We start from the raw sequence: 26,263 nt of genomic DNA on the forward strand, positions 1-26,263 counted from the left end.
GACCGTCACTCTCCTTCGGTCACGAGACGGGTCAGCCGGATACGGTTGATCTTGCCCAGTTCGGTGCGCACGATCCCGCGCTCCTGCTCGGGCGAGTTCCCGATCCGGGACTTCACCGCGTCGCGCATCTGCTCACCGGTGGCTCCGGTGGCGCAGATCAGGAAGACATGTCCGAACCGCTCCTGGTAGGCCAGGTTCAGTTCGAGCATCTCGGCCTTGAGTTCCTCGGTGGCGCCCGCCATCCCCCGCTGTTCGCGGGAGGAGGTCGGGTCTCCGGGCTTCGGGCGGCCGATCGGCGGGTGACCGGCCATCGCGTCGGCCAGATCCTCCGGTGTCAGTGCGGCCGTGGCGGCGTCACTGGCGAGAAGGAGGGCTTGCGCGGTGGCGTACGGGCGTCGGGAGAGGATCGCTCTTCCCCATGCCGCACTGGCACACACCTCGTGCAACGCGGTGGTGGCCTCGTCGTCCGCCAGGGTGTTGAACCGGGCGAGGCCCGGCGTGGAGCTCGAAGTCACGGGAGCCTCCGTGGCTGTGTTTCGCTGTGCGTTCTTCGCTTCGCGTCGGTCGGGCTGCGGATAGCTAACGCCCTCCACAACACCACGTCAACACTTTGTTGAAATTACGCGAATGTAAAAAGCCGTCGCCCGGTTCCCCGGACGACGGCCCCGCACGGTCTTCCACCGCGTTCGCTCGGCTACGGCCTCAACTACTCGCCTTTGGCGGCATTTTCCCTGTTCAGGTAGTTGTAGACGGTGAAGCGGCTGACCCCCAGCGCACCCGCCACCGTCTCCACTCCGTGCCGCACCGAGAAGGCACCACGTGCCTCCAGGGTCCGCACCACCGACTGCTTGGTCCTGCGGTCCAGCTCGGCGAGCGGCATCCCGTGCCGGCGTTCCATGGCGGCCAGGATGTGATCGAGCGACTCCGAGAGCTGGGGCAGCCGTACGGCTATGACGTCCTCGCCCTCCCAGGCCAGCACGACGTCGTCGGGCTGGGCCTGCTCGGGCCCGAGCAGCTCGGCGCCCATGGCATCGACGAGCGGCTTGACCGCGGTGACGAGCGGGTGGTCCGCCGGTTCGGTCACTTGGAGTCCTCCCCGATCACATTGACCTGGAGGGACACCCGGGTGGCACCCGATGCCAGGGCCCGGCGGAGCAATGAGTCCACCGCGGTCAGCACCTCGTCCGCGCCGCCCTCCGCCGTGTTGCCGAAGGGGCCGACGTCCACCGCGTCCAGGTCGGCCGACTGGATGACCTCGCGGGCCACGACCGCGTGGGCGGGCGCCTCGTCGAGATCGAAGGGCTCGGTGGTGAACTCCACTCTCAAGCGCACTGTGCCTCCCTCATGCGTTCGCCACGCGGCCGTGAAACCCGCGGCTCGCGCCTGACCCTAACGGACGTGCGCCGGGGCCGTCGGGCGCCGGATCGGCCCTCGGTGCCCGGCCGGGCGCGCTCCCGGGTACGGCAGTACGCAGACGGCGACCGGGGCGGAGAAGGCCTGACCGGTGCGGGTCAGTCCGCCGTCGCGGGCGTCGACCCGGAAGGCGGTCACCGTGCTCGACCGCTGGTTGGCCGCGAAGAGCAGTTTCCCGTCGGGCGAGAAGGCGATCTGCCGGGGGAAGTCGCCGCCGACGGGCACGGTGTCGAGCAGCCGCAGCGCCGCCCCGTCGTCCTCGACGGCGTAACGCGTCAGGCTGTTGTGCCCCCGGTTGGCGAGGTAGGCGAAGCGGCCGTCGGCGGTGACCAGGAACTGCGCGGGATAGCTGGTTCCGCCGCCGGTGCCGGTGGACTGCGGGGCACCCGGGGAGAGCGTGCCGGTGGCCGGGTCGTAGCCGCAGACGACCGCGGTGTTGTCGACCTCGCAGGCCAGGTAGGCGAAGCGGCCGCCGGGGTGAAAGGTGATGTGGCGGGGGCCGGCCCCGGGGCGCAGCGCCGCGTAGGAGACCGGGCCGAGCGTGCCGCGCTCCTCGTCGAGCCGGTAGGTGTACACGGTGTCGTTGCCGAGGTCCACGGCGAGGACGTGGCCGCCGTCGGGGGTGGTGACGATCTGGTGGGCGTGGGGTCCGTCCTGGCCGGGTCCGGGCGGCGGGGTGGTGTGGGCGACCAGGTCGGTGCGCTCCCCCAGCGATCCGTCGCCCCCGATGGGGTGCACCGCGACGCTGCCCGAGGTGTAGTTCGCGGTGAGCAGCCACCGGCCCGTGGGGTGCACGGACAGGTGGGTGGGCCCGGCGCCGCCCGTGCCGCGCGTTCCGAGTACACGGTGGCCGCCGTCCGGGGTCAGGGCCACCGCCGTGACACCGCCCGGGTCCTGTTCGTCGACCGCGTAGACGGTGGCGCCGGAGGGGTGCGCGGCCAGGTACGAGGGGTTGGCCACGCCGGTGATCACGGGGCCGTCGGCCATCGCCCCGGTGACCGGGTCGTAGGCCGCCGTGCCGATTCCCGTGCCACCGCCCTCGGCCGAGGTGTACGTACCGATCAGCAGCCGCGGGGTGGTGCGCGGGCGCGGACCGACCGCGGGCGACCGGTCCGGCGCGGGCCGCGGGGAGCCGGGCGCCGCGGGGGCCGCCGAGAGGGCGGCGCCGGCGAGCAGCGCTCCGAGGACGGTCCGCCGGCTGGTGGCGTGGTTCATGCGGGGCACCTCGTACGGGGTCGGCGGCATCGGACGCACCGGCAACCCTGGCGCGCCCCGGACCCCGTCCGCAACCGGACCATTTACGGGCCCACCTTGCGCAACCCGCGCGAAAGGCCCGGGACCGAATTCCGGGCACCCCCTTGACAGCTTCCGCAGCTCCGGGCAATCTTCCGTTACGTAGAAACTAACTTCCGCAATACGGAAGGAGCGCCGAACCCTCATGGGCTACCCGGACCAGCGCTTCGATGTGAACCTTTCGATCCTCTTCACGGAACTCCCGCTCCTGGAGCGTCCCGCGGCAGCGGCCGCGGCCGGCTTCACGGCGGTCGAGCTGTGGTGGCCCTGGATCGAGACCCCCACTCCGCCGCAGGCCGAGCTCGACGCCCTCAAGAAGGCGCTCGACGACGCGGGCACGCAGTTGGTGGGACTGAACTTCTACGCCGGACAGCTGCCCGGCCCCGACCGCGGCGCGCTCTCCGTGCCGGGCACGGAGTCGGACCGCTTCCGCGCCAATATCGACGTGGCGGCCGACTTCGCCGCCTCGGTCGGCTGCAAGGCGCTCAACGCGCTCTACGGCAACCGCGTCGACGGCGTGGACCCGGCCGTGCAGGACGGACTCGCCCTGGAGAATCTGGTGCTCGCCGCCCGCGCGGCCGACCGGATCGGGGCGGTGCTCCTGATCGAGACCCTCAACAAGCCGGAATCGCCGCGCTACCCCCTGGTGAGCGCCCCGGCCGGGGTCGAGATCGTCGACAAGGTCAACGCGGCGACCGGACTCGGGAACGCGAAGTTCCTGCTGGACCTGTACCACCTGTCGATGAACGGCGAGGACCTCGGCCAGGTCATCACGGCGTACGCCGAGAAGACCGGCCACGTCCAGATCGCCGACAACCCGGGGCGCGGCGCCCCCGGCACCGGCTCGCTCCCGCTGGAGCAGCTCCTCGACGAGCTGACGAAGGCCGGTTACGACGGCTGGGTCGGCCTGGAGTACAAGCCGGGCGACCGGCCGAGCGCCGAGGCCTTCGAGTGGCTCCCGGCCACCGCGCGGGCCGCCCGCTGAGGGCGGCGGACTCCCCCTCGTACACACGCTTATCGGAAGGCACCCTCATGAGCAACAACCTCCCCAAGGTTGCGTGGATCGGACTCGGCATCATGGGCTCCCCCATGTCCGAGAACCTGATCAAGGCCGGGTACGACGTCACCGGTCACACCCTGGAGCAGGCCAAGATCGACCGGCTGGTCGCGGCCGGCGGCACCGGCGCGGCCTCGATCGCCGAGGCGGTCCGGGACGCCGATGTCGTCATCACGATGGTGCCCGCCTCCCCGCAGGTCGAGGCCATCGCCTACGGCCCCGACGGCATCCTGGAGAACACGAAGCCCGGCGCGCTGCTGATCGACATGTCGTCGATCACCCCGCAGACCTCCGTGGACCTCGCGAAGAACGCGAAGGACAAGGGCATCCGGGTGCTCGACGCCCCGGTCTCCGGCGGTGAGGCCGGTGCCGTCGAGGCGGTGCTGTCGATCATGGTCGGCGGCGAGCAGGCCGACTTCGACGCGGCCCAGCCGATCCTCCAGGCCCTCGGCAGGACCATCGTGCTGTGCGGCCCGCACGGCTCCGGCCAGACGGTGAAGGCCGCCAACCAGCTGATCGTCGCGGTCAACATCCAGGCGTGCGCCGAGGCCGTCGTCTTCCTGGAGAAGTCCGGCGTGGACCTCTCCGCCGCACTGGACGTCCTCAACGGCGGACTGGCCGGCTCGACCGTCCTGACCCGCAAGAAGGACAACTTCCTCAAGCGGGACTTCGCCCCGGGCTTCCGGATCGACCTGCACCACAAGGACATGGGCATCGTCACGGACGCCGCCCGCAACGTCGGTGCCGCACTGCCCGTCGGTGCCGTGGTCGCCCAGCTCGTCGCCTCGCTGCGCGCGCAGGGCGACGGCGGCCTGGACCACTCGGCACTGCTGCGCTCGGTCGAGCGCCTGTCGGGGCAGCCCGTCCAGGCCTGACCGGCCCGGCAACCCCAGAGACTTCCGGACGGCGTCGGCGCTGACACCTGTCCTGTCGCGCCCAGGCGTCGGCGCCGTCCGGAACACCACTCATCAAATTCAACAAACTGTTGACGCCGGGTTCGGGGCGTACTTACGCTCCTGGAGCCCCGAGCCGTCGCAGTCCAGCAGCTCAGCAGCTCCCGTACGGAAGGTCGCCCCGACACCATGACGCAGCGTGTGCTTACGACCGAGTCAGGCGCCCCGGTCGCCGACAACCAGAACTCCGCCACCGCCGGCGTCGGTGGCCCGATCCTCCTCCAGGACCAGCACCTGCTGGAGAAGCTGGCCCGCTTCAACCGGGAGCGCATTCCGGAGCGCGTGGTCCACGCCCGCGGCTCCGGCGCGTACGGCTACTTCGAAGTCACCGACGACATCACCGCCTTCACCCGGGCCGGTTTCCTCTCCGAGGTCGGCAAGCGCACCGAGACGTTCATCCGCTTCTCGACCGTCGCCGACTCGCTGGGCGGCGCGGACGCGGTGCGCGACCCCCGCGGCTTCGCCCTCAAGTTCTATACGGACGAGGGCAATTACGACCTGGTCGGCAACAACACCCCGGTGTTCTTCATCAAGGACCCGATCAAGTTCCCCGACTTCATCCACTCGCAGAAGCGCGACCCCTTCACGGGCCGTCAGGAGCCGGACAACGTCTGGGACTTCTGGGCCCACGCGCCCGAGGCCACCCACCAGGTCACCTGGCTGATGGGTGACCGCGGCATCCCCGCCTCGTACCGTCACATGAACGGCTACGGCTCGCACACCTACCAGTGGACGAACGCCGAGGGCGAGGCCTTCTTCGTCAAGTACCACTTCAAGACGAACCAGGGTGTGCGCTCCCTCTCCAGCGAGCAGGCCGCGGAACTCGCGGGCAAGGACGGCAACTCGCACCAGACGGACCTGCTCCAGGCCATCGAGCGCGGGGTGAACCCGTCCTGGACCCTGTACGTGCAGGTCATGCCGGCCGCCGAGGCCGCGGGCTACCGCTTCAACCCCTTCGACCTGACCAAGGTGTGGCCGCACAGCGACTACCCGCTCCAGCGGGTGGGCCGGCTGGTCCTGGACCGCAACCCGGACAATGTCTTCGCCGAGGTCGAGCAGGCCGCGTTCTCCCCGAACAACTTCGTGCCCGGCATCGGCCCTTCGCCGGACAAGATGCTCCAGGGCCGGCTGTTCGCCTACGCGGACGCGCACCGCTACCGGCTGGGCGTCAACCACACCCAGCTCCCGGTGAACGCACCGCGCGCCGCGGTCGTCGACAACTACGGCCGCGACGGGCTGCACGCCACCCGCAACGGCTCGCGCCACGACAAGAACTACGAGCCCAACTCGTACGCGGGCCCCGCCCAGACCGACGCGGCGCTCTCCGCCCCGCTCGCGATCCACGGCTGGACCGGCACCCACGCCGCGCCCGCCCACACCAAGGACGACGACTTCTTCCAGGCGGGCGAGCTGTACCGGCTCATGTCCGCGGAGGAGAAGGGGCGTCTGGTCGCCAACATCGCCGGGGGCCTTTCCCAGGTGACCCGTGACGACGTGATCGAGAAGAACCTCGCACACTTCCACGCCGCCGACGCCGACTACGGCAAGCGCGTGGAGGAGGCGGTCCGCGCCCTGCGCGAGGACTGAGCCTCCCTCCGAGCCCTGCTCGCGCCGCGCACCCGGATGAGGGGTGTCGCGTGGCGCGGGCAGGACGAGGCCGCGGCGGTCGTGCGACGCCAGTGCGGTGGTGAGGGCCGGGTGTGCCTCCTCGTCCTCTGACCTGAAGAGGACGAGCTCTCCCGGCCCGATCGCCGCCGCCGCGGCCCCTGTCATCCCCTCCGACCAGGGCGTGGAGCACGGATACGGTCCCGTGCTCCACGCCCTTCCCGGCGTTCCGGGCCCGTCACCCGGCCAGCAGCTCGTTCAGCGCCGCCTGCGCCGCGAGGGTGCTCGGGTGCTCCTCGCCCAGGACGCTCGCACGGTCAGCCCGAACCGCACGCATCGCCTCGACGGCGGCGGCCACGTCCCCCAGCTGTGCCGTGACCAGGGCCCGTCCGTACGAGGTCGTGATCACCTCGGCGTGCAGGGGATTGCGGTAGCGCGCGAGCCGGTCCCGGTGGAGGTCGTCCAGCTCCGTCAGAGCGGTGCCGGGGTCGCCCAGCTCGGCCTTCAGCATGGCCATGTTGTACCGGGAGATCAGCACGGTCGGATGATCCGCGCCGTTGACGCGCCGCTGGTCCTCGATCAGCACCTCGTGCAGGGCCAACGAGGCTTCCGGATCGCCCAGTTCCCATGTGTAGCGGGCGATGTTCAGCCGCACCAGCAGTGTGTTGGGGTGGTCCTCGCCACGGATGCGCGCGACGTCCGGAAGCAGGGCCCGGTACGCGTCGAGCGACTCCTGGCGCCGTCCCGCCTCTGCCAGGAACCTGCAGATGTTCATCCGGCTGAAGACGACCTGCGGGTGCTCCGCGCCGAAGACGGCCAGCCGGTCGCGCAGCAGCTCGTCATGGAGGGCGAGCGCCTGGAGGGGCCGCCCGAGGACGCCGTGCCAGTACGCGACGTAGTGACGGCTCTCCAGAACGTCCTGGTCCGTCGCGCCGAGGATCCGTCGCTGATGCTCCAGCAACTCCTCGTGCAGCCGCAGTCCGCCTGTCATGTCGCCGCCCCGGCCGGTCCAGTACGCGATGTGGTGCCGGGTGGCCAGGGTGCGCCGGTCGTCCGGGCCCAGGACCCGCGTCTGACCGGCGAGCACCGCGCGGTGCAGCTCGACCGCCGTGCGGAAGTCACCGGTCTCGCCGCGCTCAGCAGCACCGGCGTCTTCCATCTGGGTCAGGTGGCCGCCTACCTCGACGACGAGTCGGTGCGCGAAGGGGCGATCGAGTCGGTCCTGTCCCGGGTGACGGCGGACACCAGGGCGGTGATGGCCCACTCGCTCGGCACGGTCGTCGCCTACGAGGCCCTGCACCGGCTCGGCCGGCCGCTGCCGCTGCTCGTCACCTTCGGTTCGCCGCTGGGCCTGCGCTCGATCATCCGGGCACGGCTGCGTCCCCAGCCGCTGCGCACCCCGGACGGGCTCGGGCGCTGGGTGAATGTCGCCGACCGCGACGACTACATCGTCTCCACCCTCCGGCTCAGGAAGCTGTTCCCGAAAACGGATGAAGTGCTGGAGCGCACACATCTGGTGAAGAACGCCAACGCCGATCCCCATGCCGCGCCGGAGTACCTCAAGCACTGGGAGACGGTGGCACCGCTCGCGCGGGTGCTCTGACCGCTCCGGGGACACCGTGTTCGCGTGTTCCCCGCCCCGGGAGCCCGGGGCGGGGAACACGGACCGGCCGGCGGGCCGTCAGGATGCCGCGAGCGGGCGGATCGCGGTCGGCGCGTGGGACGGCTCCGTCGCGATGTCCTCGAACTCGTTGACGGAAGCGATGTCCGTACCGCTCATCGCGATGTTCGTGACGCGCTCCAGGATCGCCTCGACCACCACCGGCACCCGGAACTCCGCGGCCAGCTTCTTCGCCTCCTCGAAGGCCGGCAGCAGCTGGTCCGGCTCGGTGACCCGGATCGCCTTGCAGCCCAGGCCCTCGACGACCTTGACGTGGTCGACGCCGTAGACGCCGATCTCCGGCGAGTTGAGGTTCTCGAACTCCAGGTTGACCTGGAAGTCGATGTCGAAGTTGCGCTGCGCCTGGCGGATCAGCCCCAGGTAGGAGTTGTTCACCAGGACGTGGACGTACGGGATGCGGTGCTGCGCCCCGACGGCCAGCTCCTCCAGCATGAACTGGAAGTCGTAGTCGCCGGAGAGCGCGACGACGGAGCCGTCCGGGTCGGCCGTGGCGACGCCCAGCGCGGCCGGGATGGTCCAGCCGAGCGGACCCGCCTGGCCGCAGTTGATCCAGTGGCGCGGCCGGTAGACGTGCAGCATCTGCGCGCCGGCGATCTGGGAGAGGCCGATCGTGGTGACGTACCGGGTCTCGGGGCCGAACGCCCGGTTCATCTCCTCGTACACCCGCTGCGGCTTCAGCGGCACGTTGTCGAAGTGGGTGCGCCGCTGGAGGGTCGCCCTGCGCTCCTGCGTGGACGCGGCCCACTCGGAGCGGTCCTTGAGCCGGCCGGCCGCCTTCAGCTCGCGCGCCACCTCGACGAACAGCTCCAGCGCCGCCTTGGCGTCGGAGGCGATGCCGAGGTCGGGGGCGAAGATCTTGCCGATCTGGGTGGGCTCGATGTCCACGTGGACGAAGGTGCGGCCCTGTGTGTAGACGTCCAGCTTGCCGGTGTGGCGGTTGGCCCAGCGGTTGCCGATGCCGAGGACGAAGTCGGACTCCAGGAAGTTCGCGTTGCCGTAGCGGTGCGAGGTCTGCAGGCCGACCATGCCCGCGTTCAGCTCGTGGTCGTCGGCGATGACGCCCCAGCCCATCAGGGTCGGGACGACCGGGACGCCGGTCAGTTCGGCGAACTCGACGAGGAGTTCGCAGGCGTCGGCGTTGATGATGCCGCCGCCCGCGACGAGCAGCGGACGCTCGGAGGCGTTCAGCATCTCCAGGGCCCGCTCGATCTGCTTGCGGGTCGCGGCGGGCTTGTGCACCGGCAGCGGCTCGTACAGGTCGGGGTCGAACTCGATCTCGGTGAGCTGGACGTCGATGGGCAGGTCGATGAGGACCGGACCGGGGCGGCCGGTGCGCATCAGATGGAAGGCCCGCTGGAAGACGCCGGGGACCTGCGCGGCTTCGAGGACGGTCGTCGCGGCCTTGGTGACGGGCGCCGCGATCGAGGCGATGTCGACCGCCTGGAAGTCCTCCTTGTGGAGCACGGCGGTCGGGGCCTGGCCGGTGATGCAGAGGATCGGGATGGAGTCGGCGATGGCGGAGTACAGGCCGGTGATCATGTCGGTGCCGGCCGGTCCCGACGTACCGATGCAGACGCCGATGTTCCCCGGGCGCGCCCGGGTGTATCCCTCCGCCATGTGGGAGGCGCCTTCGACGTGGCGGGCGAGCGTGTGATGAACCCCGCCGGAGGCCTTGAGGGCCGCGTAGAAGGGGTTGATCGCCGCGCCCGGCACACCGAACGCGTTGCTGACGCCTTCGCGCTTGAGGATCTCAACTGCCGCTCGGGCAGCGGTCATTCGAGGCATTGAGTGCTCCTGCTCGGACCTGGTGGATTCGGGCTCTGTCGCGCCACCTGAGAGCACCAATTCCGCATTACGGAAACTTGATTCTGTTATACGGAAGTCAATCTAAGGCGAGCCCCGGCGACCGTCAAGAGACGGCGCACTCGGCCGCCGGTCAGGCCCTGGTGCGCGCGCCGGTCCACGAAGTACGCCAACTCCTCCCCCGGGACCTCCCGCCTGGTGGACGATGGGGGTTCGGAGCGGAGCCGGAGGGCGATCATGGTGGAGTCGGTGCCGGTACGCTGCCCGGCCTGCGGCCGCGACCACGCGTACAGCCCGCCGGCCTACCCCTGCCCGTGCGGGGCGCCGACCGCCCCGCCCGTGCTGCGCGGCGTCCCGGTCTCCCCGGTCACCCACCGCACCTGGAACGACGACTGGGTGGCGGTGCGCTGCCCCGCCTGCGGGCGGCTGGACCAGTGGCCGCAGCCGGAGCTGTGCTGCCCGTGCGGGACGGTGCTGCGCGTCCCGGTCCGGCCCGCGGCGGACGACGGCGACCCCGCGCCCGAGGACGGCTCCCGGCCCGCCGGGCCCTCGCACATCCCGCTGCCGCGCACGGCACCGGCGCCCCGGCCCGCGTTCCGGGCCGTCGCCATCCGCAGCGCGGGCGACGCGCTCGCGACCGCGGCACGCTATCTGAGCTGGCTGGGCTACCGCGACGTGGTGCGGCCCCCGGAGCCCTCCCCCGCCCGGATAGACCTGCGGGCCGCCGGGCTGGTGGCCCGGGTCGACACGGCCACCCGCCCGACCACCCCGCGCGACGTCGAGTGCCTCTGGCTGCACGCGCTCAGCGCCTCGGTCACCGGCGTCCTCTTCTCGCTCCCGGGGTACGCGCCGGACGCCGCGGCACGCGCGGACGGTCTGGGCATGCCGCTCTTCGCGCTGGACCCGGCGGGAACGCCGCGGCCGGTCAACAGCCCGGCCGACGAGCTGCTCAGCACCGGGGCCTGAGCGGCGCCCCGGAGCGACATACTGGCCGTATGCGCATCCGTACCGCCCGCCGCACCGACCTTCCCATGCTCCAGGACATCGAGCGCGCCGCCGGCGAACCGTTCCGCACCCTCGGCATGTCCGCGATCGCGGACGACGACCCGCCGCCGCTCGGCCTGCTGGAGGAGTACCGCAGGGGCGGACGCGCCTGGGTGGCCGCGGACCCCGAGGACCACCCGGTCGGCTATCTGATCGCGGACCGGGTCGACGGCGCCGCCCACATCGAGCAGGTATCCGTGCATCCGTCCGCCGCTCGGCGCGGCATCGGCAGCACGCTCATCGACCACCTCGCCGGCTGGGCGGGCGAACAGGGGCTGGGCGCACTGACGCTCACGACCTTCTCCCACGTCCCCTGGAACGCGCCGTACTACGCCCGCCTCGGCTTCCGCACCCTCGACGAATCCGAACTCACCGACGGGCTGCGGAAGATCAGGGCGCAGGAGGCCGAACACGGCCTGGACCACTGGCCGAGGGTCTGCATGCGACGCGAAATCCCGCACACCGGGCACCCCCGGCAGCTCACCGGAGCCGACCGGCAACAGTGAGTGCAATCGGTCACGTTCGGGCCAGGGGGCCACAAATGTTCGGCCACTGTCAGTGGCGGGCCTTAAGGTTGTGGTCATGGCTTTAACTCCACGGCACACCCCATCCGACACCCGGCCGCGCACGTCCCGGCCGGCACCCTCGTCCGCCGCCCGGGCGAACGAGGCGATCCGGGCGTTCGTGGACGCGCAGGCCGGCCAGGACTGGTCCTCCGTGGAGTCCGCCGCCTACGAGGTGCTGCTGATCGAATGGGCGGCCGCGACCCGGGGCGTCGCCGGCGACATCATCGAGGCCGCCTGACGACGCCCGGGGCGATCGGGTCCTACTGCCCGTAGCCCTCCCGCAGTTCGATCTTCCGGACCTTCCCGCTGACCGTCATCGGGAAGGCCTCCAGGATCCGCAGCTGCCGGGGGATCTTGTAGTGCGCCAACTGCTCGTGGCAGAAGGCCGTCACCTCGTCCAGGGTGGGCGGGTCCGCCGGATCCCTCGGGATGACGCAGGCCAGGATCTCCTCGCCGTAGGTGTCGTCGGCCACGCCCACCACCTGCACATCGGCGATCTTCGGGTGGCTGTAGAGGAATTCCTCGATCTCCCGCGGATAGACGTTCTCGCCACCGCGGATGATCATGTCCTTGATCCGGCCGACTATCTGTACATAGCCGTCCTCGCGCATCACCGCGAGGTCGCCGGTGTGCATCCAGCGGCCGGCGTCGATGACCTCGGCGGTCCGCTCGGGCTGCTCCCAGTAGCCGAGCATCACGCTGTAGCCACGGGTGCGGAGTTCGCCCGGCACACCGCGCTCCAGGGTCACCCCGGTCACCGGGTCGACGACCTTGACCTCGATGTGCGGCATCACGCGGCCGACGGTGCCGGTGCGGCGCTCCAGGTCGTCGTCGCGGCGGGTCTGGGTGGAGACCGGTGAGGTCTCCGTCATGCCGTAGCAGATCGACACCTCGTCCATGTGCATCTCGGCGACGACCCGCTTCATCACCTCGGCCGGGCAGGGCGATCCGGCCATGATTCCGGTGCGCAGCGAGGAGAGGTCGTACGAGGCGAAGTCGGGGAGGTTCAGCTCCGCGATGAACATGGTCGGGACGCCGTAGAGCGAGGTGCAGCGCTCCTGCTGCACGGCGGCGAGCACGGCGGCGGCCTCGAAGGCGGGGGCCGGGATCACGATGCAGGCGCCGTGCGAGGTGGCTCCCAGGTTTCCCATGACCATGCCGAAGCAGTGGTAGAAGGGGACGGGCAGACAGATCCGGTCCTGTTCCGTGTAGGCGATCTGCTCCCCCACGAAGTACCCGTTGTTGAGGATGTTGTGGTGGGAGAGGGTGGCGCCCTTGGGGAAGCCGGTGGTGCCGGAGGTGTACTGGATGTTGATCGGGTCGTCGCAGGACAGCTCGGCCTCCCGCGCTGCGAGCTGTTCCCGCGTCACCGATCCCGCGACGGACAGCAGTTCGTCCCAGGACGGGTCGCCGATGTAGTGCACGGCGCGCAAAGCGGGGCAGTCGGCACCGACCTGGCCGACCAGGGCGCGGTAGTCGCTGGTGCGGTGCGAGAGCGAGGAGACCAGGAGCGAGATCCCGGCCTGCTTCAGTACGTACGCCAGCTCGTGCGACCGGTACGCCGGGTTGATGTTGACCATGACGGCGCCGATGCGGGCGGTGGCGTACTGCACGAGCACCCACTCCGGGCAGTTGACCGCCCAGATCCCGACCCGGTCCCCCTTGGCCACGCCCGATGCCATCAGGGCGCGGGCCAGCTCGTCGACCGCCGCGCCGAATTCGGTGTAGGTCCAGCGCCGCCCCGACGCGACGTCCACGAGCGCCTCGCGGTCGCCGAACGCCTCGATCGCGCGGTCCAGATTGCGTCCGATGGTGTCGCCGAGCAGAGGCGTGGTGCCGGTGCCGTGCGCGTAGGAGAGATCGCTCATCGCAGATCACCCTCGTCGTACTCGGTGCCGGCGCCCTGGGCCGTGCGCTCGCGCAGTTCGATGCGGCGGATCTTGCCGGAGACGGTCTTGGGCAGCTCGGCGAACTCCAGCTTGCGGACCCGCTTGTACGGGGCGAGGACCGACCGGGAGTGCTCGAAGAGCGCCTTCGCCGTGTCCGGTCCGGGCTCCCAGCCCTCGGCGAGCACGATGTACGCCTTGGGGACGGCGAGCCGGACCGGGTCGGGAGCGGGGACGACGGCGGCCTCGGCGACCGCCTCGTGCTCCAGCAGGGCGCTCTCCAGCTCGAAGGGGCTGATCTTGTAGTCGCTCGCCTTGAAGACGTCGTCCGCGCGCCCGACGTAGGTGATGTAGCCGTCCGCGTCGCGCGAGCCGATGTCGCCGGTGCGGTAGTAGCCGCCGGCCATGGCCTCGGCCGTGCGGTCCGGGTCGCCGTGGTAGCCGGTCATCAGGCCGACCGGGCGGCCGGAGAGATCGAGGGAGATCTCGCCCTCGGCCGCGCCGGGCTCACCGGTGACCGGGTCCAGGAGCTCGACCTTGAAGCCGGGGCTGGGCCGCCCCATCGAACCGGCCTTCAGCAGCTGGCCCGGGGTGTTGGCGACCTGGACGGCGGTCTCGGTCTGGCCGAAGCCGTCCCGGATGGTGACGCCCCAGGTGCGCCGCACCGTCTCGATGACCTCCGGATTCAGCGGCTCACCGGCCGCGACGACCTCGCGCGGCGGGGTCTTCAGCTGGGAGAGGTCGGCCTGGATCAGCATCCGCCAGACGGTGGGCGGGGCACAGAAGCTGGTGACGCCCGAGCGGTCCATCTCGGCCATCAGCCGGCCCGCGTCGAAGCGGGTGTAGTTGAAGATGAAGACGGTCGCCTCGGCGCTCCAGGGCGCGAAGAGGTTCGACCAGGCGTGCTTGGCCCAGCCGGGCGAGGAGATGTTGAGGTGGACGTCCCCGGGCTTGAGGCCGATCCAGTACATCGTCGACAAGTGGCCCACGGGGTAGGAGACATGGGTGTGCTCGACGAGCTTGGGGCTGGCGGTCGTGCCGGAGGTGAAGTAGAGCATCAGCGGCTCGTCGGCGTCGGTCTCCCGGTCCGCCGCGAAGGTCTCCGGCTGCTCGTCGGCCCCGGCGTACGACAGCCAGCCGGGCACGTCCGCACCGACGGCGAACCGGGAGTAGCCGCCGGGCACCTCGTCGAACTTCGCGGCGTCGGTGTCCCGGACCAGGACGTGCCGGACCCGGCCGCGCTCCACCCGGTCGCACAGGTCGACCGGGCCGAGCAGCGGGGTGGCGGGGATGACCACGGCGCGCAGCTTCATCGCGGCGAGGGCGGTCTCCCACAGCTCGACCTGGTTGCCGAGCATGACGAGGATGCGGTCCCCGGCGCGCACGCCCTGGGCACGCAGCCAGTTCGCGGCCTGGTTGGACCGGGCGGACATCCGGGCGAAGGACACCTCGGTGCGGCCGCCGTCCTCCTCCACGATGTGCAGGGCGGTGCGGTCGTTGTTCTCCGCGATGACGTCGAACCAGTCGAGCGCCCAGTTGAAATGGTCGGTCCTGGGCCAGCTGAAGCCCTCGTAGGCCGCGTGGTAGTCCTCGCGGTGCTTCAGCAGAAAGTCCCGGGCGGCCCGGAACGTTTCCGTCGCGCTGGTTGCCGACATGTGTCCTCCTCATTGCGGACCGGACCGGTCACTTAACATCATGTAAACAGTGACCCAGGTCTCACCACCCCCGAACGGGGGTGCTGCGAAGGGGTGGCCGAGCCGCCCCCGGAGCCGGGCAGGAAAGGCAACAGCGTGCCGGAATCCGTCGATGCGGTCGAGATGCAGACAGCGCTGCTGCGGCTGCGCCGGACCAGTGGGCTGCCGGTGGCCTTCGGCGGGCTGCTCGCCGATGCCCGGCATGCCCGGATCGCCGAGCTGAACGGGGCGCAGACCTCCGCTCTGCGCGGGCTCGTCATCTCGGCGGGCAGCGGGCTCGGCGGCAAGGCGATCGCGCTGTCCCGGCCGTGCGCGGTGACCGACTACCACTCCTCGCGCCACATCAGCCACGAGTACGACCTGGCGGTCGCGGCGGAGGGCCTGCGCTCGGTGGTCGCGGTCCCGGTCGTGGTGCGGCGCAAGGTGCGCGGGGTGGTGTACGGGGCGCTGCGCGAGCCGATCACGCTCGGGGACCGTACGTTCGACGCCGCGGTCGCCGCCGCCCGCGATGTGGAGCAGGCCCTGGTGGTGCGGGACGAGGTGCGGCAGCTGCTGGCGGTGACCCGGGAGCAGGTCACCGATCCGAGGGCGGCCCCCGAGGCGTGGGAGGACGTCCGCGAGGCCCACCGCGAGCTGCGGGCCCTGGTCCCGAAGGTCGTCGACCCGGCGTTGCGGGACGAGCTGCTCGCGGTGTGCGGGCGGCTCGCCTCGGCGGCCGGTTCCCGCTCGCCGAAGCCCTGCGAGGTGCAGCTGGCACCGCGCGAGCTGGACGTGCTGGCCTGCGTGGCGGCGGGGGCGACGAACGCGGTGGCGGCTGCGCGGCTCGGGGTACGGCCGGAGACGGTGAAGGGCTATCTGCGTTCGGCGATGCGCAAGCTGGGGGCGCACACCCGTCTGGAGGCGGTGGTGGCGGCCCGGCGCGCGGGGCTGCTGCCGTAGGAGGGCCGCTCGCTCCCCGGAGCCGGTGGGGGCTCACTCCCCGAAGTCGACGAAGGAAGCGAACCGGATGTCGTGGCCTCCGGTGCCGCCTGCTGCCGTCCTCATGACCGCGAGCATCCGTACGGCCTCCTCCGTGACCGCGTCGCGTTCCGGCCGGCCGAGCCTGCCCAGCGGCTGCACGGTGAGCGACGCCGTCCCGGGACCCGGACGTCCGTCGCCGTCGCCCAGCCGCCAGACCGCCGCGAGGAACCCGTCGACGAGCACCGTGCCGTACGCCTGGTTGCCGTTGCCGTTGCGCCCGTGGAACCGCGGCGGGATCACCCGGGTGCGGTCGGCATGGCCGAGCAGCACATTGTCGAACTCGGGCAGGAAGCGCGGCGGGGCCGGGGTGTCCTCGTGCGGGCGCGGCGCATCCGGAAGGTCGAAGAGTTCGGCCCCGTTCTCGTCCCGGAAGGTGACCAGCTCCGGCCGCAGCCGCTCGAACACCTCCCGCAGCCGGGTCAGCCCGGCCCATGTCTGCATGTCCTTCACCGAGGCCGGCCCGAAGGCGGCGAGATAGCGCAGCACCGCGGCATCGGGCGCGGGAACCGGCCCGGACGGGGCGCCCAGCCAGTGCTCGGCGGTGGTCAGCGCGACCCGGCCGCTCCTCCCCCACACCCCGCGCGGGGTCACCTGGACCAGCGGCAGCAGGCAGCGGGCGGCCACACCCAGGGCCTGCGGGTCGGCGTCCGGCCACTCGGCGAGCAGCTCCTCGCGGATCTCCTTGGGCGTGCGGGGCCGCTCCTCGACGAATGTCCTGCTCATCGAGGTGAGCCGGTCCAGGTCCACCCCGGCCAGCCCCTTGCGGAAGATGTGCAGCTCCCGGTCGCGCGCCGCCTGGACGAGCGGGCGCAGGGTGAGCGCGTCGGCAGCGGTGTGCGTATGGATGGTGGACCGCAAGGTGACGATACGGACCACCTCGCGGGACTCCATCAGCCCGGCGAGCTCCGCCGGATCGAAGCCGTCGAGGCGGGCGCAGAGCTGGTAGTAGGGCGGCTTGGTGTTCTGTGCCTGAAGCCCGACCAGGTGCTCCACGGCGTCCTTCGCGGACATCGCGCTCCGGCGCAGCAGCAGCTGGCGCTCCAGCGTGGCGCGGTTCAGGGCGCGGGGGGAGAGCACGGCGGGTGCGGCGGGGTTCCTCGTGACGGCCATGGACGCACGCTATGCGCCGTCGCGGACAGCTTCGGTCCGCATCGGGAATCGTGCCCCGGCCCGTATTGGGGAATCGCCCGTATCGGGAATCGTGCCCCGGTCCGCAGGGGGAATCGCCCGCATCGCGGGGATCGTGCCCCGGCCCGTATCGGGGATCGTGCCCCGGTCCGTACGCCCCGCCATGCCGCCGTGGCGCGGGACCCGGGATCGCGGGGCGCCCGCCCGCATCATGGGGCGGTGATCAGTGTCCTGTTCGCCATCCTCACCGCGCTCAGCAACGGCACCGCCTCCGTGCTCCAGCGCCGGGCCGCCCGCACCGTCCCCGAGAGCGAGGCGATGCGTCTGTCGCTGATCGGGCATCTGCTGCGCCAGCGGCTGTGGCTCGCCGGGATCGGCCTGGTGGTGGTCGCGGCCGTCTGCCAGGCCGTGGCGCTGGCCACCGGACCGATCGCCGTGGTGCAGCCGATCTTCGTCATCGAACTGCCCGCCACACTGCTGATGGCGGCGTTCGTGATGCGCGTCCGGCTGCCCCGGCGGGTCTGGTACGGAGTGGTGGCCGTGACCGTCGGGCTGGCCCTGGGCATGGCCTCGGCGGCCCCCGGCGGCGGCAGCACCTCCGTGCAGGGGGCGGCCTGGGTCCCCGCGCTGATCCTGACCGGACTCTTCGAGGCGGCTCTGATCGCCTCGGCCCTGAAGAGCCGCGGCAATACCCGGGGGGCGCTGCTCGGCCTCGCCGCCGCCTGCGGGTACGCCCTGACCGCGGCGCTCATGAAGGATGCCATGGCACGGCTCGAAGGGGGCGGTGGAGCGGTGGCGCTGATGACGTCCTGGCAGCTGTACGCCACCGCGGCGGCCGGGGTCGGCGCGCTGTTCCTGCTCCAGAACGCCCTCCAGGCCGGCACGCTGGTCGCCGTCCAGCCGATGCTGACCCTCGGGGACGCGCTGATCAGCGTGGCGTACGGGGTGACGCTGTTCGGCGAGGAGCTGCGTACCGGCTGGTGGGTGCTGCCCGAGCTGGTCGCGCTCGCCCTCATCGCTGCCGGCTGCGTGGAACTGGCCCGTTCCCCGCTGGCGGCCGGGAACGCGGCCCCGCCCACGCGCCGGGTCAGATGAGCCGGCCCGGTCCGGGAAGGGGTGGTTGCTCCCGACCGGGTCGCGCCGCCCGGCACTCGACGCTATCCTCCGGTCGAGCCATGTGTGGCGTACGGGCAAGGGGCCCGGAACTTTTTTTGGGGGTTGGTGTGGTTTCTGGTCGCGTGGTGCGGTTCGACGGAGCTCGGGGATACGGTTTCATCGCGCCCGAACACGGAGGTGAGGACGTCTTCCTCCATGTGAACGACATGCTGATCCCCGAGTCCTATGTACACACGGGTACGGCGGTCGAGTTCGAGATCGAGGACGGCGACCGCGGGCTGAAGGCGTCGTCCGTCCGGCTCGCCGAGGGGTCCGACGGGAAACCGCTGACCCCTCCGAGGACCTCGGGCATCGGCGTTTCCGGAGCACCGGACGACGACGACACCCTGTGCGACGTGCTCAGCGCGGCCGAGTACACCAGGGACGTCACCGATGTGCTGCTGGAGTCCGCACCGTCGCTGACGGGTGCGCAGATCCTCCAGATCCGGCGCGGGCTGCTGCAGTTCGCAAAGAACCACGGCTGGACCGAGGGCTGACGCCCCCGGGGACGTGTCCTTGAGGCTCTGGAGCCGGGCCGGCCGCCCGTTCAGCCGCTCGGCTCCCGTACCACCAGCGGGGTGCCGAGACTCTGGTGTCCGCCGGTGGCCAGCATGCGCACCTCGCCCCGGTCACTGATCTCCGCGCGCACGATTCCGGTCTCGTCCTCGTAGATCGGGTACCCGCCGGCTCCCGACTGTTCCGTGCGCCGGACGGTCACTGTGTCGTCCTCCACGGCGGACGCCTGAAATACCAACTGGTAGCTCTCCGGGTAATCCATGGCCGTTCTCCGATGCGGATGGGGCAGGGCGTGTTCCTCCCGCACCTTCCATGGTCCCTCCGACCGGCCCTCGGCGCCCGAGCAGCGGCCCACGGCTGCGGACTCGTGCCCGGCCCACTTATCCTGAACCCATACGGGCGGTTCAACAGCACTCGGGTGCATACCGCATGAATAGCCCCCCTTTCTCCCGAGTCGTGTGCGCGGCATGCACGCCCGGGATCCCCGAGACCGGGAAGGGACACACCATGATGGATGCCGACAGGGGAGACGATGTCTACCAGCCCCAGCAGCCGGAGGCCTCGGACCTCGCCGAGCAGCTCGATGTCCAGGACACCCTGGACAACCGGGGGCTGACCGACGCACTCGACGAGGGCTACTCCCCGCCCGAGCGCCCATGGGTGGTGGAGGACCGGGGCACCACCGCCGCCGAACAGCACGACGGCGAGTCGCTGGACGGCCGGCTGGCCCGTGAGCTCCCCGAATCCCCCGAATCCGACGGGGTCGGCGACGGCGTGGGGGATCTGCCCGGCGGTGACGGCGAGCTCTGGGACGCGGAGGTCGGTACGGTGCGCGCCGGCCGGCTCACCCGGCAGCTGGACATCGACGAGCCGGACACCATGGCGGGCGAGGACGTCGGGATCGACGGGGCCGGCGCATCCGCCGAGGAGGCGGCCATGCACGTGGTGTCGGACGGACAGGTCTGAGACGACAGCCTCCGGCACCGCTCGCACCCCGCGCGAACCGCACTCCCCGCACCGCTCGCACGCCCCCGCGCGAACCGCACTCCCCCGCCCGGACCATGACTTCCGAGGTAATCGACGCCTCTGACCCCGTCGGACATCGTGTTCCTCACGAGCCCACGAGGGCCCGGCCCGAAGGCCGGGACGCGAGGAGAGGAACAGCCCGATGGCCGCGTACGAGAACGCCGTGCAGCACTACTTCGCCGCCTGGAACACGACCACCCCCGAGGAGCTGGAGAAGGCCGTCGCCGCCGCCTTCACCGAGAGGGCCACGTACACCGACCCGCTGGCCGATGTGCGCGGTCACGAGGAGCTCGCCGCTGCGATCAGCGGCGTCCACCAGCAGTTCCCCGGCTTCGAGTTCCGGATCACCGGCGCGCCCGACGGGCACCACGACATCGTGCGCTTCAGCTGGGAACTGGTCTCCACCGCCGACGGTTCTGCGCCGGTCGCCGGGTCGGACGTGGCCACCCTCGCCGAGGACGGACGCATCTCCTCGGTCAGCGGCTTCCTCGACCGGGTCCCCGGCGCCTGAAAGTCCGCCGGGATGCCTGGGGCGGGCCCGGCACCACCCGCCTCAGGCCGGCTCGTCGAGGAACCTGCCGCCCTCCAGAAGGGTCTTGAGCGTCGAGAGGATCGCCACCCAGCCGCCGCTGACGCCCTCCAGCATCCTGCTGTCGGGGCTGTCGAACCCGTCATGGGTGAGCGTCAGTCTGATCCCCAGCTCGGGTTCCTCGGCCGGCTCGATGTCGAAGGCGACCTTCGACCGTTCCTGGACGGCCCTGTCCCACTCCTCGTCCGAGGCGAAGTCGAACATCTGGCGGTGCATGGGCTGGAGGGTGTGCCAGGTGTACGAGAGCCGCCTGCCGGGCTCCGCCTCCAGGACCCGCTGGCCGACCTCTTCGAACTCGCCGTCCGGGTCCATCTTCCAGCGGACCGGCGCACCGGGTTCCCAGGTCGAGTCGGGGCCGTAACCACCCATGTAGATCTTGATGAGCTCCGGGTCGGTCAGCGCGTGGTAGAGCCTCTCGGCACTGGTCTGGATGTAGAGGGCGTAGACGAACTCGGGCCTGTCCATGACGGTTCCTTCCTACGGGGTGTCGGCGTAGTCCGCTCCGGCCGGTGACCGCGACGCCCGTGACTGCGCCGGGAGCGCCGACGGTCCGGGCGCCGGCTCCAGCGGGCGGTCGGTGAAGAACCGGGCCGCGAGGTCCGCGACGTCGTCGGGGCGCTCCAGGACGACCCAGTGGTCGGACTCCCCGATCGTGAGGAATCTGCTTCCCTCGATGGTGGCGGCGAACTCCCGCTGCCGCTCGGGCGAGGTCACCGTGTCGTGCTCGCCCGCGAAGACCAGGGCGGGCACGCCGGTCAGTCCGCCGGAGAAGTCCGGCCGGTGGCACAGAGCCCGGTGCAGCGACTGCGCGGCGTGCGGGGAATGAGTGAGGGCGTACAGGAACGAGCGCCGCACATAGCGCCGGGCCAACTCGCCCCGGTGGACCGTGCGTTCGGGGTCCTGACACATCAGCACCCCGGCGGCCAGGCCTGCCAGCCCCTCCAGGTCGCCGGTCTCCAGCCGGTCGACGGCGCGGCTCCACCGCGCCCGCTGGTCCTCGGTGATGTGGGCGGGCACTCCGCCCAGCATGAGCCGGGCGATCCGGCCGGGATGCTGCTGCGCGCAGCCGAAGGCGATCGAGGTGCCGTAGGAGAAACCGAAGAGGTTGGCCCTCGGCACGTCCAGATCGTCGATGATCCCGGTGACGGCGGCGTGCAGGACGTCGTCGCCCGCACCGGGCGGCAGCGGGTCCGCGCCGCCCATGCCGGGCAGGTCCGCGGTGACCACGGAGGCGAGCGGCCCCAGGTGGTCGTCCATCTGCGGCCAGCCGTACATCCCCTGGAGCGCGCCGCCGAGCACGATGACCGGCTCGGTGCGCGGCGAGGGCTGCCTCAGGACCCGGTAGCCGTAGCGCAGCCCGTCCACCGACAGGGTCCGGATGATCTCGTCGGCCATGGTTCGGTGCCTCTTGGTTTCCGGGTCAGGCCCTGGTGAGAACGAGTGCGGCGTTGTGTCCGCCGAAACCGAGCGAGGTCTTGACGGCCGCGTCGAACGCTCCCGGCCGGGCCTCCTTGCTCACCACTTCGATGGGGATCGCGGGGTCGGGGGCGTCGAGATTCACGGTGGGCGGTACGAGCCGGTGCTGGAGCGCCAGCACGGTCAGCGCGGTCTCGATGCCGCCGGCGGCGCCCAGGGTGTGTCCGGTCATCGCCTTCGTCGAGGTGACCAGGGGGTGCTCGCCGAGGACCCGGCGCAGCACGGTCGCCTCGATGAGGTCGTTGGAGACCGTCGAGGTGCCGTGGGCGTTGACATGGCCGATGTCCCGGGCCCCGATCCCGGCGTCCGCGAGCGCGGAGCGCAAGGCCCGTTCGATGCCCAGGCCCTCGGGGTCGGGGGCGACGGCGGAGTAGGCGTCGCTGGAGGCGCCGTATCCCGCGATGAGCGCGCGGACGGTGGCGCCGCGGGCCCGGGCGTGCTCCGGCCGTTCCAGCACCAGGAGCCCGGCGCCCTCGCCCACGACGAAGCCGTCCCGGTGGGTGTCGAACGGGCGGCAGGCCGCCTCGGGATCGTCGCGCCGGGTGGAGACGGCCTTGAGCTGGCAGGCGCTGGCGATCAGCAGCCGGGAGCAGACCGATTCGGCGCCGCCCGCGACGACGATGTCGCAGGCCCCGGTGCGGAGCATCTGATGGGCGGTGCCGATGGCGACGGTGCCGGAGGAGCAGGCGGTGGAGACGGCCTGGCTCGGGCCGAGGGCGCCGAGGTCGGTGGCGACGCTGCTGGCCGCGCCGTTGACGACGGTGAGCGGGGCGAGTTTCGGGGAGACCCGGCGCGCGCCGCGCTCGGCGAGGAGGTTGTGCTGTTCGTCGTAGAACGGCAGTCCGCCGTGGGCGGAGCCGATGACGACGGCGACCCGTCCGCCGTCCCAGACCGAGGGGTCGAGGCCGGCGTCGGCGACGGCCTCGCGGGCCGCGATGACGGCCAGCTGCGAGAAGCGGTCCATCAGCCGCGCGGTCGCCACCCCGAGCAGCGCCCGCGGGTCGAGGCCGGTGATGGTGTACATGAAGTCGCAGGGCAGGCCGTGGAGTTCGGGCCGGTGCGGGACCGACGGCGCGGTCGACGCCTCGCAGACCGTGCGCCAGCTCGCCTCGGCCCCGACGCCCGCGGCGGTGACCATGCCGATCCCGGTGACGGCGGCGGCGAACGGCTCGGGGCGGTACGGGCGGCCCGTCACGCGGCGGCCTTGCGGTGCACCGCGTCGACGAGGTGGCCGACGGTGTCCCGCGAGCTCAGCTGGACGTCGTCCAGATCGACGCCCATCCGGTCCTCGATGAGCAGCCGCAGTTCCTCCAGCGCCAGTGAGTCCAGGCTGAGGTGACGGAGCGACACCTCCGGCCGGATGGCGAGCGGATCGGTGCCGAAGTTCGCCACCAGCAAGGTGTTGATCTCATCTGCCGTGCTCATGCGGCGCTCCTGCGCTCTCGTACGCGGTGACGCCCTGCCGCGTGAGGGGTGCGTGCCATCGTGGGACGCCGGCTGGTCCGGAGGAACCATATATACGCCTTCGCGAAGGTGATTCCGATCCGCTTTCCCCCGTGCGGTGGGCGGGCGTCCAGGTGTGCGAATTCAGTGGTTCGCGGCGGGCAACGGGCCTCCCGCCGCCGACGACCGGCCCGTACACTCCGCGATCATGACGATCGACATGACCGGGGCCGACGGGCCCGCGCTCTTCCCGACGATGTCCACCATGCGCGCGATGCGCCGCCTGAAGCCGGAACCGGTGCCGGACGAGACACTGGAGCAGCTCATACAGGCCGCCGTCTGGGGTCCCAGCGGCGGCAACATGCAGTGCTACGAGTACGTGGTGGTGACCGACCGCGAGGTGATGGCGGGCCTGGCACCGCTGTGGAAGCGGTGCGTGGACGCCTACCTGGCGACGACCGGGAAGTACGCGCCCGAGGGAATGGACGACGCGGCGTACGGCCGGATGGTCGCCGCGATCGAGTACCAGCGCGACCACTTCGCCGACACCCCGGCACTGATCGTGCCCTGCTACCGGTTCCCGGAGCCGCGCCTGGACGAGGAGGGGCTGCTGGCCTCCGCACAGGCGCTCGGCCCGGCCGCGACCGAGCAGATGATGAACACCCAGGCGCGCTTCCAGGCGCTCGCCGAGGGCTCCTGCGTCTACCCCGGCGTACAGAACATCCTGCTCGCCGCGCGGGCCCTGGGGCTCGCCGCGAACATCACCATCTGGCACCTGATGCTGGAGCAGGAGTGGAAGGAAGCGCTCGGCATCCCCGAGGACATGCACACCTATGCCGCCATTCCGGTCGGGTGGCCGCTGGGCAACTTCGGGCCGGTGCGTCGCCGCCCGGTGGCGGACGTCGTCCACCGCGACCGCTGGTAGCCCCGGGGGTCCACCGGCGGCCCGCCCGTTCACCGGGCGGGCCGCCGCCCTGCACCTCAACTCCGTTGGAGTGAAAGGTGGTTCGACACACCGCAGAAGATGATTGTCATGCCCTGAACAGATGGATACCCTGAGCGGGCTTCGCGGCCCCCGGCCCACCCCACTCGGGCCCGGGGGCCGCTCTTCTCTCCCCGCCCCCCACCGAGCAGGAGCAGGTATGCCCAGCCGCGCCGCCGCCCACACAAAGGGCCGCGCATCCGTCCTGGCGGCCCTCACCGCCACCGTCCTCACCGTGACCGGCTCGCCGGCCCTCGCCGCCACGGACGGCGGCCACCCGATGAATCAGGCGTTCGCGCGGGCCGCCGCGCAGTTCGACGTGCCGCGCGATCTGCTCGCCGCCATCGGTTACGGCGAGACCCGGCTCGACGGCCACTCCGGGCGCCCCAGCCAGGCAGGCGGCTACGGCGTGATGCATCTGGTGAGCAACCCCACGAACCGGTCCCTGGAACAGGCTGCGGCCCTCACCGGCAAGCCCCTCGCCGAGCTCCGCACCGACACCGCGGCCAACATCCTGGGCGGCGCCGCGGTGCTGCGCAGCTACGCCGACAAGCTCGGCCTCGACGCCCGGGACCGTGACGACATCGACGCCTGGTACCCGGCCGTCGCCCGGTACGGCGGCGCGCAGGGGACGACCGCGGCCCTGTACGCCGACACCGTCTACACCTTCCTGGCCGACGGGCTGAAGGCGTTCGTCCCCGGCGGCGAGCGGATCTCGGTGACGAGCCGTCCGGTCTCCCCGCACAAGGGGGCGCTCGCCGCCGCCGACGTACGCACCCAGAGCCCTGACTACCCCTCGGCGCTGTGGGTTCCGGCCAACCCGGGCAACTACGCGACGGGCCGCTCGGCGAAGATCGACAAGGTGGTCGTCCATGTCACGCAGGGCTCGTACGCGGGCTCCATCAGCTGGTTCCAGAACCCGGCCTCGGAGGTGAGCGCCCATTACGTGGTGCGCTCCTCCGACGGCGAGATCACCCAGATGGTGCGCGACAGCGACACCGCGTACCACGCCAGGAGCGCCAACGCCTCGGCGCTCGGCATCGAGCACGAGGGGTTCATCGACGACCCGTCCTGGTTCACGGACACGATGTACCGGTCGTCGGCGGCGCTGACCAAGTACCTGTGCGACCGCTACGGGATCCCGAAGGACCGGGCGCACATCATCGGGCACAGCGAGGCACCGGGCAACGACCACACCGACCCGGGGCCCTACTGGGACTGGACCCGCTACATGCAGCTGGTCGGCGGGGACACCGGCGGCGGGCAAGGCGCCGACGGGCTGAGCTTCACCTCGTACGCGACCCAGCAGAGCGGCTCGTCGGGCGCCCAGGTCAAGGCGGTCCAGCAGCTGCTGAACGAGCAGGGCTACGACGCCGGCGCGGTGGACGGCAGCTTCGGCCCGGCCACGAGCTCCGCGGTGACGGCGTACCAGGCGGCGCGCGGGCTGAACGCCGACGGTGTGGTGGGGGCCAGGACCTGGACCGCGCTGCTCTCGGCCGGTGCGACGCCGAGCCTCCAGCAGGGCGCGTCGGGCGACGGGGTGAAGCGGCTCCAGCGCTCGCTGACCGCGGCGCTCGGCTCGACGGTCGGCATCGACGGCAGCTTCGGCCCGGCGACCGCGACCGCGGTGCGCGACTACCAGACGAACCGGGGACTGACGGCCGACGGCATCGTGGGACCGGACACCTGGTCGGCGCTGCAGACAGGTCGCTGACCCGCCGTCCCCACGAGCGGGGCGGGCGCGTGAGGGCCGCGCCGCCCCGCTCCGGGGAGTCATGTCACGTTCAGGTAACCTGCCGGAAACCCTTGACGTTTCTCCTGGCGCGTTCTTAATCTCACTCCGTAGTTCGCATTCCTTTCAGTTCACGTGCTGCGGCGCTTTCCGCAGTGTTTTGACAGGCACAGACATAGACCACCTGTCGGTGGTTTCGTC

At 71.4% G+C, this 26,263-nt stretch carries 28 protein-coding genes; 14 read left to right on the forward strand and 14 right to left on the reverse strand.

Translation table 11 applies throughout. The annotated features are described in order from the left end of the window. Positions 1 to 5: 5 nt before the first annotated feature. From uraD to AB0D53_RS29465, 4 genes are all read right to left on the reverse strand, one after another. Positions 6 to 515: a 2-oxo-4-hydroxy-4-carboxy-5-ureidoimidazoline decarboxylase gene (gene uraD, locus AB0D53_RS29450; protein ID WP_362452028.1), complete on the reverse strand. Its 510-nt coding sequence runs from the start codon at positions 513 to 515 to the stop codon at positions 6 to 8. Between the two features lie 191 nt (positions 516 to 706). After that, entirely contained in the window at positions 707 to 1,084 is a 378-nt protein-coding gene (locus tag AB0D53_RS29455; RefSeq protein WP_124721336.1) for a helix-turn-helix domain-containing protein, read from the reverse strand. Then, complete coding sequence (locus tag AB0D53_RS29460) at positions 1,081 to 1,332, reverse strand: hypothetical protein (RefSeq protein ID WP_072486184.1); 252 nt, start codon at positions 1,330 to 1,332, stop codon at positions 1,081 to 1,083. The genes AB0D53_RS29455 and AB0D53_RS29460 overlap by 4 nt, the downstream gene beginning before the upstream one ends. A 57-nt stretch (positions 1,333 to 1,389) precedes the next feature. Further along, on the reverse strand, positions 1,390 to 2,628 hold the full coding sequence (locus AB0D53_RS29465) for a lactonase family protein (RefSeq protein ID WP_362452030.1): 1,239 nt from the start codon (positions 2,626 to 2,628) through the stop codon (positions 1,390 to 1,392). Positions 2,629 to 2,851: 223 nt separating this feature from the next. Here AB0D53_RS29465 and AB0D53_RS29470 point away from each other — a divergent pair, with 223 nt between their 5' ends. The 3 genes from AB0D53_RS29470 to AB0D53_RS29480 all read left to right on the forward strand — a co-directional run bounded on the left by AB0D53_RS29470 (position 2,852) and on the right by AB0D53_RS29480 (position 6,303). After that, entirely contained in the window at positions 2,852 to 3,691 is an 840-nt protein-coding gene (locus AB0D53_RS29470) for a TIM barrel protein (RefSeq protein ID WP_362452032.1), read from the forward strand. 47 nt (positions 3,692 to 3,738) lie between these two features. Beyond that, positions 3,739 to 4,638, forward strand: coding sequence for a 2-hydroxy-3-oxopropionate reductase (locus AB0D53_RS29475; protein ID WP_362452034.1), 900 nt, complete (start codon positions 3,739 to 3,741; stop codon positions 4,636 to 4,638). 207 nt (positions 4,639 to 4,845) lie between these two features. Next, positions 4,846 to 6,303, forward strand: coding sequence for a catalase (locus tag AB0D53_RS29480; protein ID WP_362452036.1), 1,458 nt, complete (start codon positions 4,846 to 4,848; stop codon positions 6,301 to 6,303). Positions 6,304 to 6,559: 256 nt separating this feature from the next. On the opposite strand, the gene AB0D53_RS29485 is transcribed toward AB0D53_RS29480, so the two are convergent. Continuing rightward, complete coding sequence (locus tag AB0D53_RS29485) at positions 6,560 to 7,312, reverse strand: tetratricopeptide repeat protein (RefSeq protein WP_362452038.1); 753 nt, start codon at positions 7,310 to 7,312, stop codon at positions 6,560 to 6,562. Here AB0D53_RS29485 and AB0D53_RS29490 point away from each other — a divergent pair. Then, positions 7,271 to 7,924: a hypothetical protein gene (locus tag AB0D53_RS29490; RefSeq protein ID WP_362452040.1), complete on the forward strand. Its 654-nt coding sequence runs from the start codon at positions 7,271 to 7,273 to the stop codon at positions 7,922 to 7,924. The two genes, AB0D53_RS29485 and AB0D53_RS29490, sit on opposite strands and share 42 nt — an antisense overlap. Before the next feature lie 78 nt (positions 7,925 to 8,002). On the opposite strand, the gene gcl is transcribed toward AB0D53_RS29490, so the two are convergent. After that, a complete protein-coding gene (gene gcl / locus AB0D53_RS29495; protein ID WP_362452042.1) occupies positions 8,003 to 9,778 on the reverse strand; it encodes a glyoxylate carboligase in 1,776 nt (591 codons plus the stop codon). 267 nt (positions 9,779 to 10,045) lie between these two features. Between gcl and AB0D53_RS29500 the strand changes: the two genes are divergently transcribed. The 3 genes from AB0D53_RS29500 (at position 10,046) to AB0D53_RS29510 (ending at position 11,653) form a co-directional block, all read left to right on the forward strand. After that, the gene (locus AB0D53_RS29500) at positions 10,046 to 10,771 is read left to right on the forward strand and encodes a hypothetical protein (protein WP_362452099.1); all 726 of its coding nucleotides are present in this window, start codon (positions 10,046 to 10,048) and stop codon (positions 10,769 to 10,771) included. A gap of 29 nt (positions 10,772 to 10,800) precedes the next feature. Continuing rightward, complete coding sequence (locus AB0D53_RS29505) at positions 10,801 to 11,355, forward strand: GNAT family N-acetyltransferase (protein ID WP_362452044.1); 555 nt, start codon at positions 10,801 to 10,803, stop codon at positions 11,353 to 11,355. Positions 11,356 to 11,431: 76 nt separating this feature from the next. Then, complete coding sequence (locus AB0D53_RS29510; protein ID WP_362452046.1) at positions 11,432 to 11,653, forward strand: hypothetical protein; 222 nt, start codon at positions 11,432 to 11,434, stop codon at positions 11,651 to 11,653. Positions 11,654 to 11,675: 22 nt separating this feature from the next. Here the strand turns inward: AB0D53_RS29510 and AB0D53_RS29515 are convergent, their stop codons facing one another. After that, positions 11,676 to 13,283, reverse strand: coding sequence for an AMP-binding protein (locus tag AB0D53_RS29515; protein WP_362452048.1), 1,608 nt, complete (start codon positions 13,281 to 13,283; stop codon positions 11,676 to 11,678). Next, positions 13,280 to 14,956, reverse strand: a complete 1,677-nt coding sequence (locus tag AB0D53_RS29520; RefSeq protein ID WP_362452050.1) for an AMP-binding protein — start codon at positions 14,954 to 14,956, stop codon at positions 13,280 to 13,282. Before AB0D53_RS29520 ends, AB0D53_RS29515 begins: the two co-directional genes overlap by 4 nt. 135 nt (positions 14,957 to 15,091) lie before the next feature. Here AB0D53_RS29520 and AB0D53_RS29525 point away from each other — a divergent pair, with 135 nt between their 5' ends. Next, complete coding sequence (locus AB0D53_RS29525) at positions 15,092 to 15,934, forward strand: helix-turn-helix transcriptional regulator (protein WP_362452052.1); 843 nt, start codon at positions 15,092 to 15,094, stop codon at positions 15,932 to 15,934. Positions 15,935 to 15,967: 33 nt separating this feature from the next. Here the strand turns inward: AB0D53_RS29525 and AB0D53_RS29530 are convergent, their stop codons facing one another. After that, positions 15,968 to 17,125, reverse strand: coding sequence for a winged helix DNA-binding domain-containing protein (locus AB0D53_RS29530; RefSeq protein ID WP_362452054.1), 1,158 nt, complete (start codon positions 17,123 to 17,125; stop codon positions 15,968 to 15,970). Between the two features lie 237 nt (positions 17,126 to 17,362). Between AB0D53_RS29530 and AB0D53_RS29535 the strand changes: the two genes are divergently transcribed. Further along, positions 17,363 to 18,238 carry a DMT family transporter gene (locus tag AB0D53_RS29535; protein ID WP_362452056.1) on the forward strand — a complete coding sequence of 292 codons (876 nt, stop codon included), beginning with the start codon at positions 17,363 to 17,365 and terminating at the stop codon, positions 18,236 to 18,238. A gap of 128 nt (positions 18,239 to 18,366) precedes the next feature. After that, on the forward strand, positions 18,367 to 18,795 hold the full coding sequence (locus tag AB0D53_RS29540; RefSeq protein WP_362452058.1) for a cold shock domain-containing protein: 429 nt from the start codon (positions 18,367 to 18,369) through the stop codon (positions 18,793 to 18,795). A 50-nt stretch (positions 18,796 to 18,845) separates the two neighbouring features. Here the strand turns inward: AB0D53_RS29540 and AB0D53_RS29545 are convergent, their stop codons facing one another. Continuing rightward, positions 18,846 to 19,076: a DUF6296 family protein gene (locus AB0D53_RS29545; RefSeq protein WP_362452059.1), complete on the reverse strand. Its 231-nt coding sequence runs from the start codon at positions 19,074 to 19,076 to the stop codon at positions 18,846 to 18,848. 245 nt (positions 19,077 to 19,321) lie between these two features. Between AB0D53_RS29545 and AB0D53_RS29550 the strand changes: the two genes are divergently transcribed. Together AB0D53_RS29550 and AB0D53_RS29555 are read left to right on the forward strand one after the other, a co-directional pair. Further along, the gene (locus AB0D53_RS29550) at positions 19,322 to 19,780 is read left to right on the forward strand and encodes a DUF5709 domain-containing protein (protein WP_362452060.1); all 459 of its coding nucleotides are present in this window, start codon (positions 19,322 to 19,324) and stop codon (positions 19,778 to 19,780) included. Between the two features lie 202 nt (positions 19,781 to 19,982). Beyond that, positions 19,983 to 20,351, forward strand: coding sequence for a nuclear transport factor 2 family protein (locus AB0D53_RS29555; RefSeq protein ID WP_362452061.1), 369 nt, complete (start codon positions 19,983 to 19,985; stop codon positions 20,349 to 20,351). Between the two features lie 42 nt (positions 20,352 to 20,393). Here AB0D53_RS29555 and AB0D53_RS29560 read toward each other — a convergent pair whose 3' ends face one another. The 4 genes from AB0D53_RS29560 to AB0D53_RS29575 are packed head-to-tail and all read right to left on the reverse strand — an operon-like array spanning position 20,394 to position 23,330. Beyond that, positions 20,394 to 20,894 (reverse strand): SRPBCC family protein, encoded by a 501-nt coding sequence (locus AB0D53_RS29560; RefSeq protein ID WP_362452063.1) that lies wholly within the window; start codon positions 20,892 to 20,894, stop codon positions 20,394 to 20,396. Positions 20,895 to 20,906: 12 nt separating this feature from the next. Continuing rightward, entirely contained in the window at positions 20,907 to 21,824 is a 918-nt protein-coding gene (locus AB0D53_RS29565) for an alpha/beta hydrolase (RefSeq protein ID WP_362452065.1), read from the reverse strand. A 25-nt stretch (positions 21,825 to 21,849) separates the two neighbouring features. Then, positions 21,850 to 23,100, reverse strand: a complete 1,251-nt coding sequence (locus AB0D53_RS29570) for a beta-ketoacyl-[acyl-carrier-protein] synthase family protein (protein WP_362452067.1) — start codon at positions 23,098 to 23,100, stop codon at positions 21,850 to 21,852. Next, positions 23,097 to 23,330 (reverse strand): acyl carrier protein, encoded by a 234-nt coding sequence (locus tag AB0D53_RS29575; protein WP_329819784.1) that lies wholly within the window; start codon positions 23,328 to 23,330, stop codon positions 23,097 to 23,099. The genes AB0D53_RS29570 and AB0D53_RS29575 overlap by 4 nt, the downstream gene beginning before the upstream one ends. A gap of 226 nt (positions 23,331 to 23,556) precedes the next feature. Between AB0D53_RS29575 and AB0D53_RS29580 the strand changes: the two genes are divergently transcribed. Then, on the forward strand, positions 23,557 to 24,273 hold the full coding sequence (locus tag AB0D53_RS29580; protein ID WP_362452069.1) for a nitroreductase family protein: 717 nt from the start codon (positions 23,557 to 23,559) through the stop codon (positions 24,271 to 24,273). A 217-nt stretch (positions 24,274 to 24,490) separates the two neighbouring features. Next, on the forward strand, positions 24,491 to 26,044 hold the full coding sequence (locus AB0D53_RS29585; protein ID WP_362452070.1) for an N-acetylmuramoyl-L-alanine amidase: 1,554 nt from the start codon (positions 24,491 to 24,493) through the stop codon (positions 26,042 to 26,044). The last annotated feature ends 219 nt before the right edge of the window (positions 26,045 to 26,263 follow it).

This window comes from Streptomyces sp. NPDC048295, from assembly GCF_040652135.1.
In the GTDB taxonomy this organism is placed as follows: domain Bacteria; phylum Actinomycetota; class Actinomycetes; order Streptomycetales; family Streptomycetaceae; genus Streptomyces.

Bases quoted from the DNA above. Each gene is read 5' to 3' on its own strand.
- AB0D53_RS29480 (WP_362452036.1), top strand. From the start codon at position 4,846: ATGACGCAGCGTGTGCTTACGACCGAGTCAGGCGCCCCGGTCGCCGAC.
- AB0D53_RS29565 (WP_362452065.1), bottom strand. From the start codon at position 21,824: ATGGCCGACGAGATCATCCGGACCCTGTCGGTGGACGGGCTGCGCTAC.
- AB0D53_RS29515 (WP_362452048.1), bottom strand. From the start codon at position 13,283: ATGAGCGATCTCTCCTACGCGCACGGCACCGGCACCACGCCTCTGCTC.
- AB0D53_RS29475 (WP_362452034.1), top strand. From the start codon at position 3,739: ATGAGCAACAACCTCCCCAAGGTTGCGTGGATCGGACTCGGCATCATG.
- AB0D53_RS29520 (WP_362452050.1), bottom strand. From the start codon at position 14,956: ATGTCGGCAACCAGCGCGACGGAAACGTTCCGGGCCGCCCGGGACTTT.
- AB0D53_RS29555 (WP_362452061.1), top strand. From the start codon at position 19,983: ATGGCCGCGTACGAGAACGCCGTGCAGCACTACTTCGCCGCCTGGAAC.
- gcl (WP_362452042.1), bottom strand. From the start codon at position 9,778: ATGACCGCTGCCCGAGCGGCAGTTGAGATCCTCAAGCGCGAAGGCGTC.
- AB0D53_RS29505 (WP_362452044.1), top strand. From the start codon at position 10,801: ATGCGCATCCGTACCGCCCGCCGCACCGACCTTCCCATGCTCCAGGAC.
- AB0D53_RS29470 (WP_362452032.1), top strand. From the start codon at position 2,852: ATGGGCTACCCGGACCAGCGCTTCGATGTGAACCTTTCGATCCTCTTC.
- AB0D53_RS29485 (WP_362452038.1), bottom strand. From the start codon at position 7,312: ATGACAGGCGGACTGCGGCTGCACGAGGAGTTGCTGGAGCATCAGCGA.
- AB0D53_RS29550 (WP_362452060.1), top strand. From the start codon at position 19,322: ATGATGGATGCCGACAGGGGAGACGATGTCTACCAGCCCCAGCAGCCG.
- AB0D53_RS29575 (WP_329819784.1), bottom strand. From the start codon at position 23,330: ATGAGCACGGCAGATGAGATCAACACCTTGCTGGTGGCGAACTTCGGC.
- AB0D53_RS29490 (WP_362452040.1), top strand. From the start codon at position 7,271: ATGCTCCAGCAACTCCTCGTGCAGCCGCAGTCCGCCTGTCATGTCGCC.
- AB0D53_RS29545 (WP_362452059.1), bottom strand. From the start codon at position 19,076: ATGGATTACCCGGAGAGCTACCAGTTGGTATTTCAGGCGTCCGCCGTG.
- AB0D53_RS29580 (WP_362452069.1), top strand. From the start codon at position 23,557: ATGACGATCGACATGACCGGGGCCGACGGGCCCGCGCTCTTCCCGACG.
- AB0D53_RS29560 (WP_362452063.1), bottom strand. From the start codon at position 20,894: ATGGACAGGCCCGAGTTCGTCTACGCCCTCTACATCCAGACCAGTGCC.
- AB0D53_RS29585 (WP_362452070.1), top strand. From the start codon at position 24,491: ATGCCCAGCCGCGCCGCCGCCCACACAAAGGGCCGCGCATCCGTCCTG.
- AB0D53_RS29530 (WP_362452054.1), bottom strand. From the start codon at position 17,125: ATGGCCGTCACGAGGAACCCCGCCGCACCCGCCGTGCTCTCCCCCCGC.
- AB0D53_RS29510 (WP_362452046.1), top strand. From the start codon at position 11,432: ATGGCTTTAACTCCACGGCACACCCCATCCGACACCCGGCCGCGCACG.
- AB0D53_RS29465 (WP_362452030.1), bottom strand. From the start codon at position 2,628: ATGAACCACGCCACCAGCCGGCGGACCGTCCTCGGAGCGCTGCTCGCC.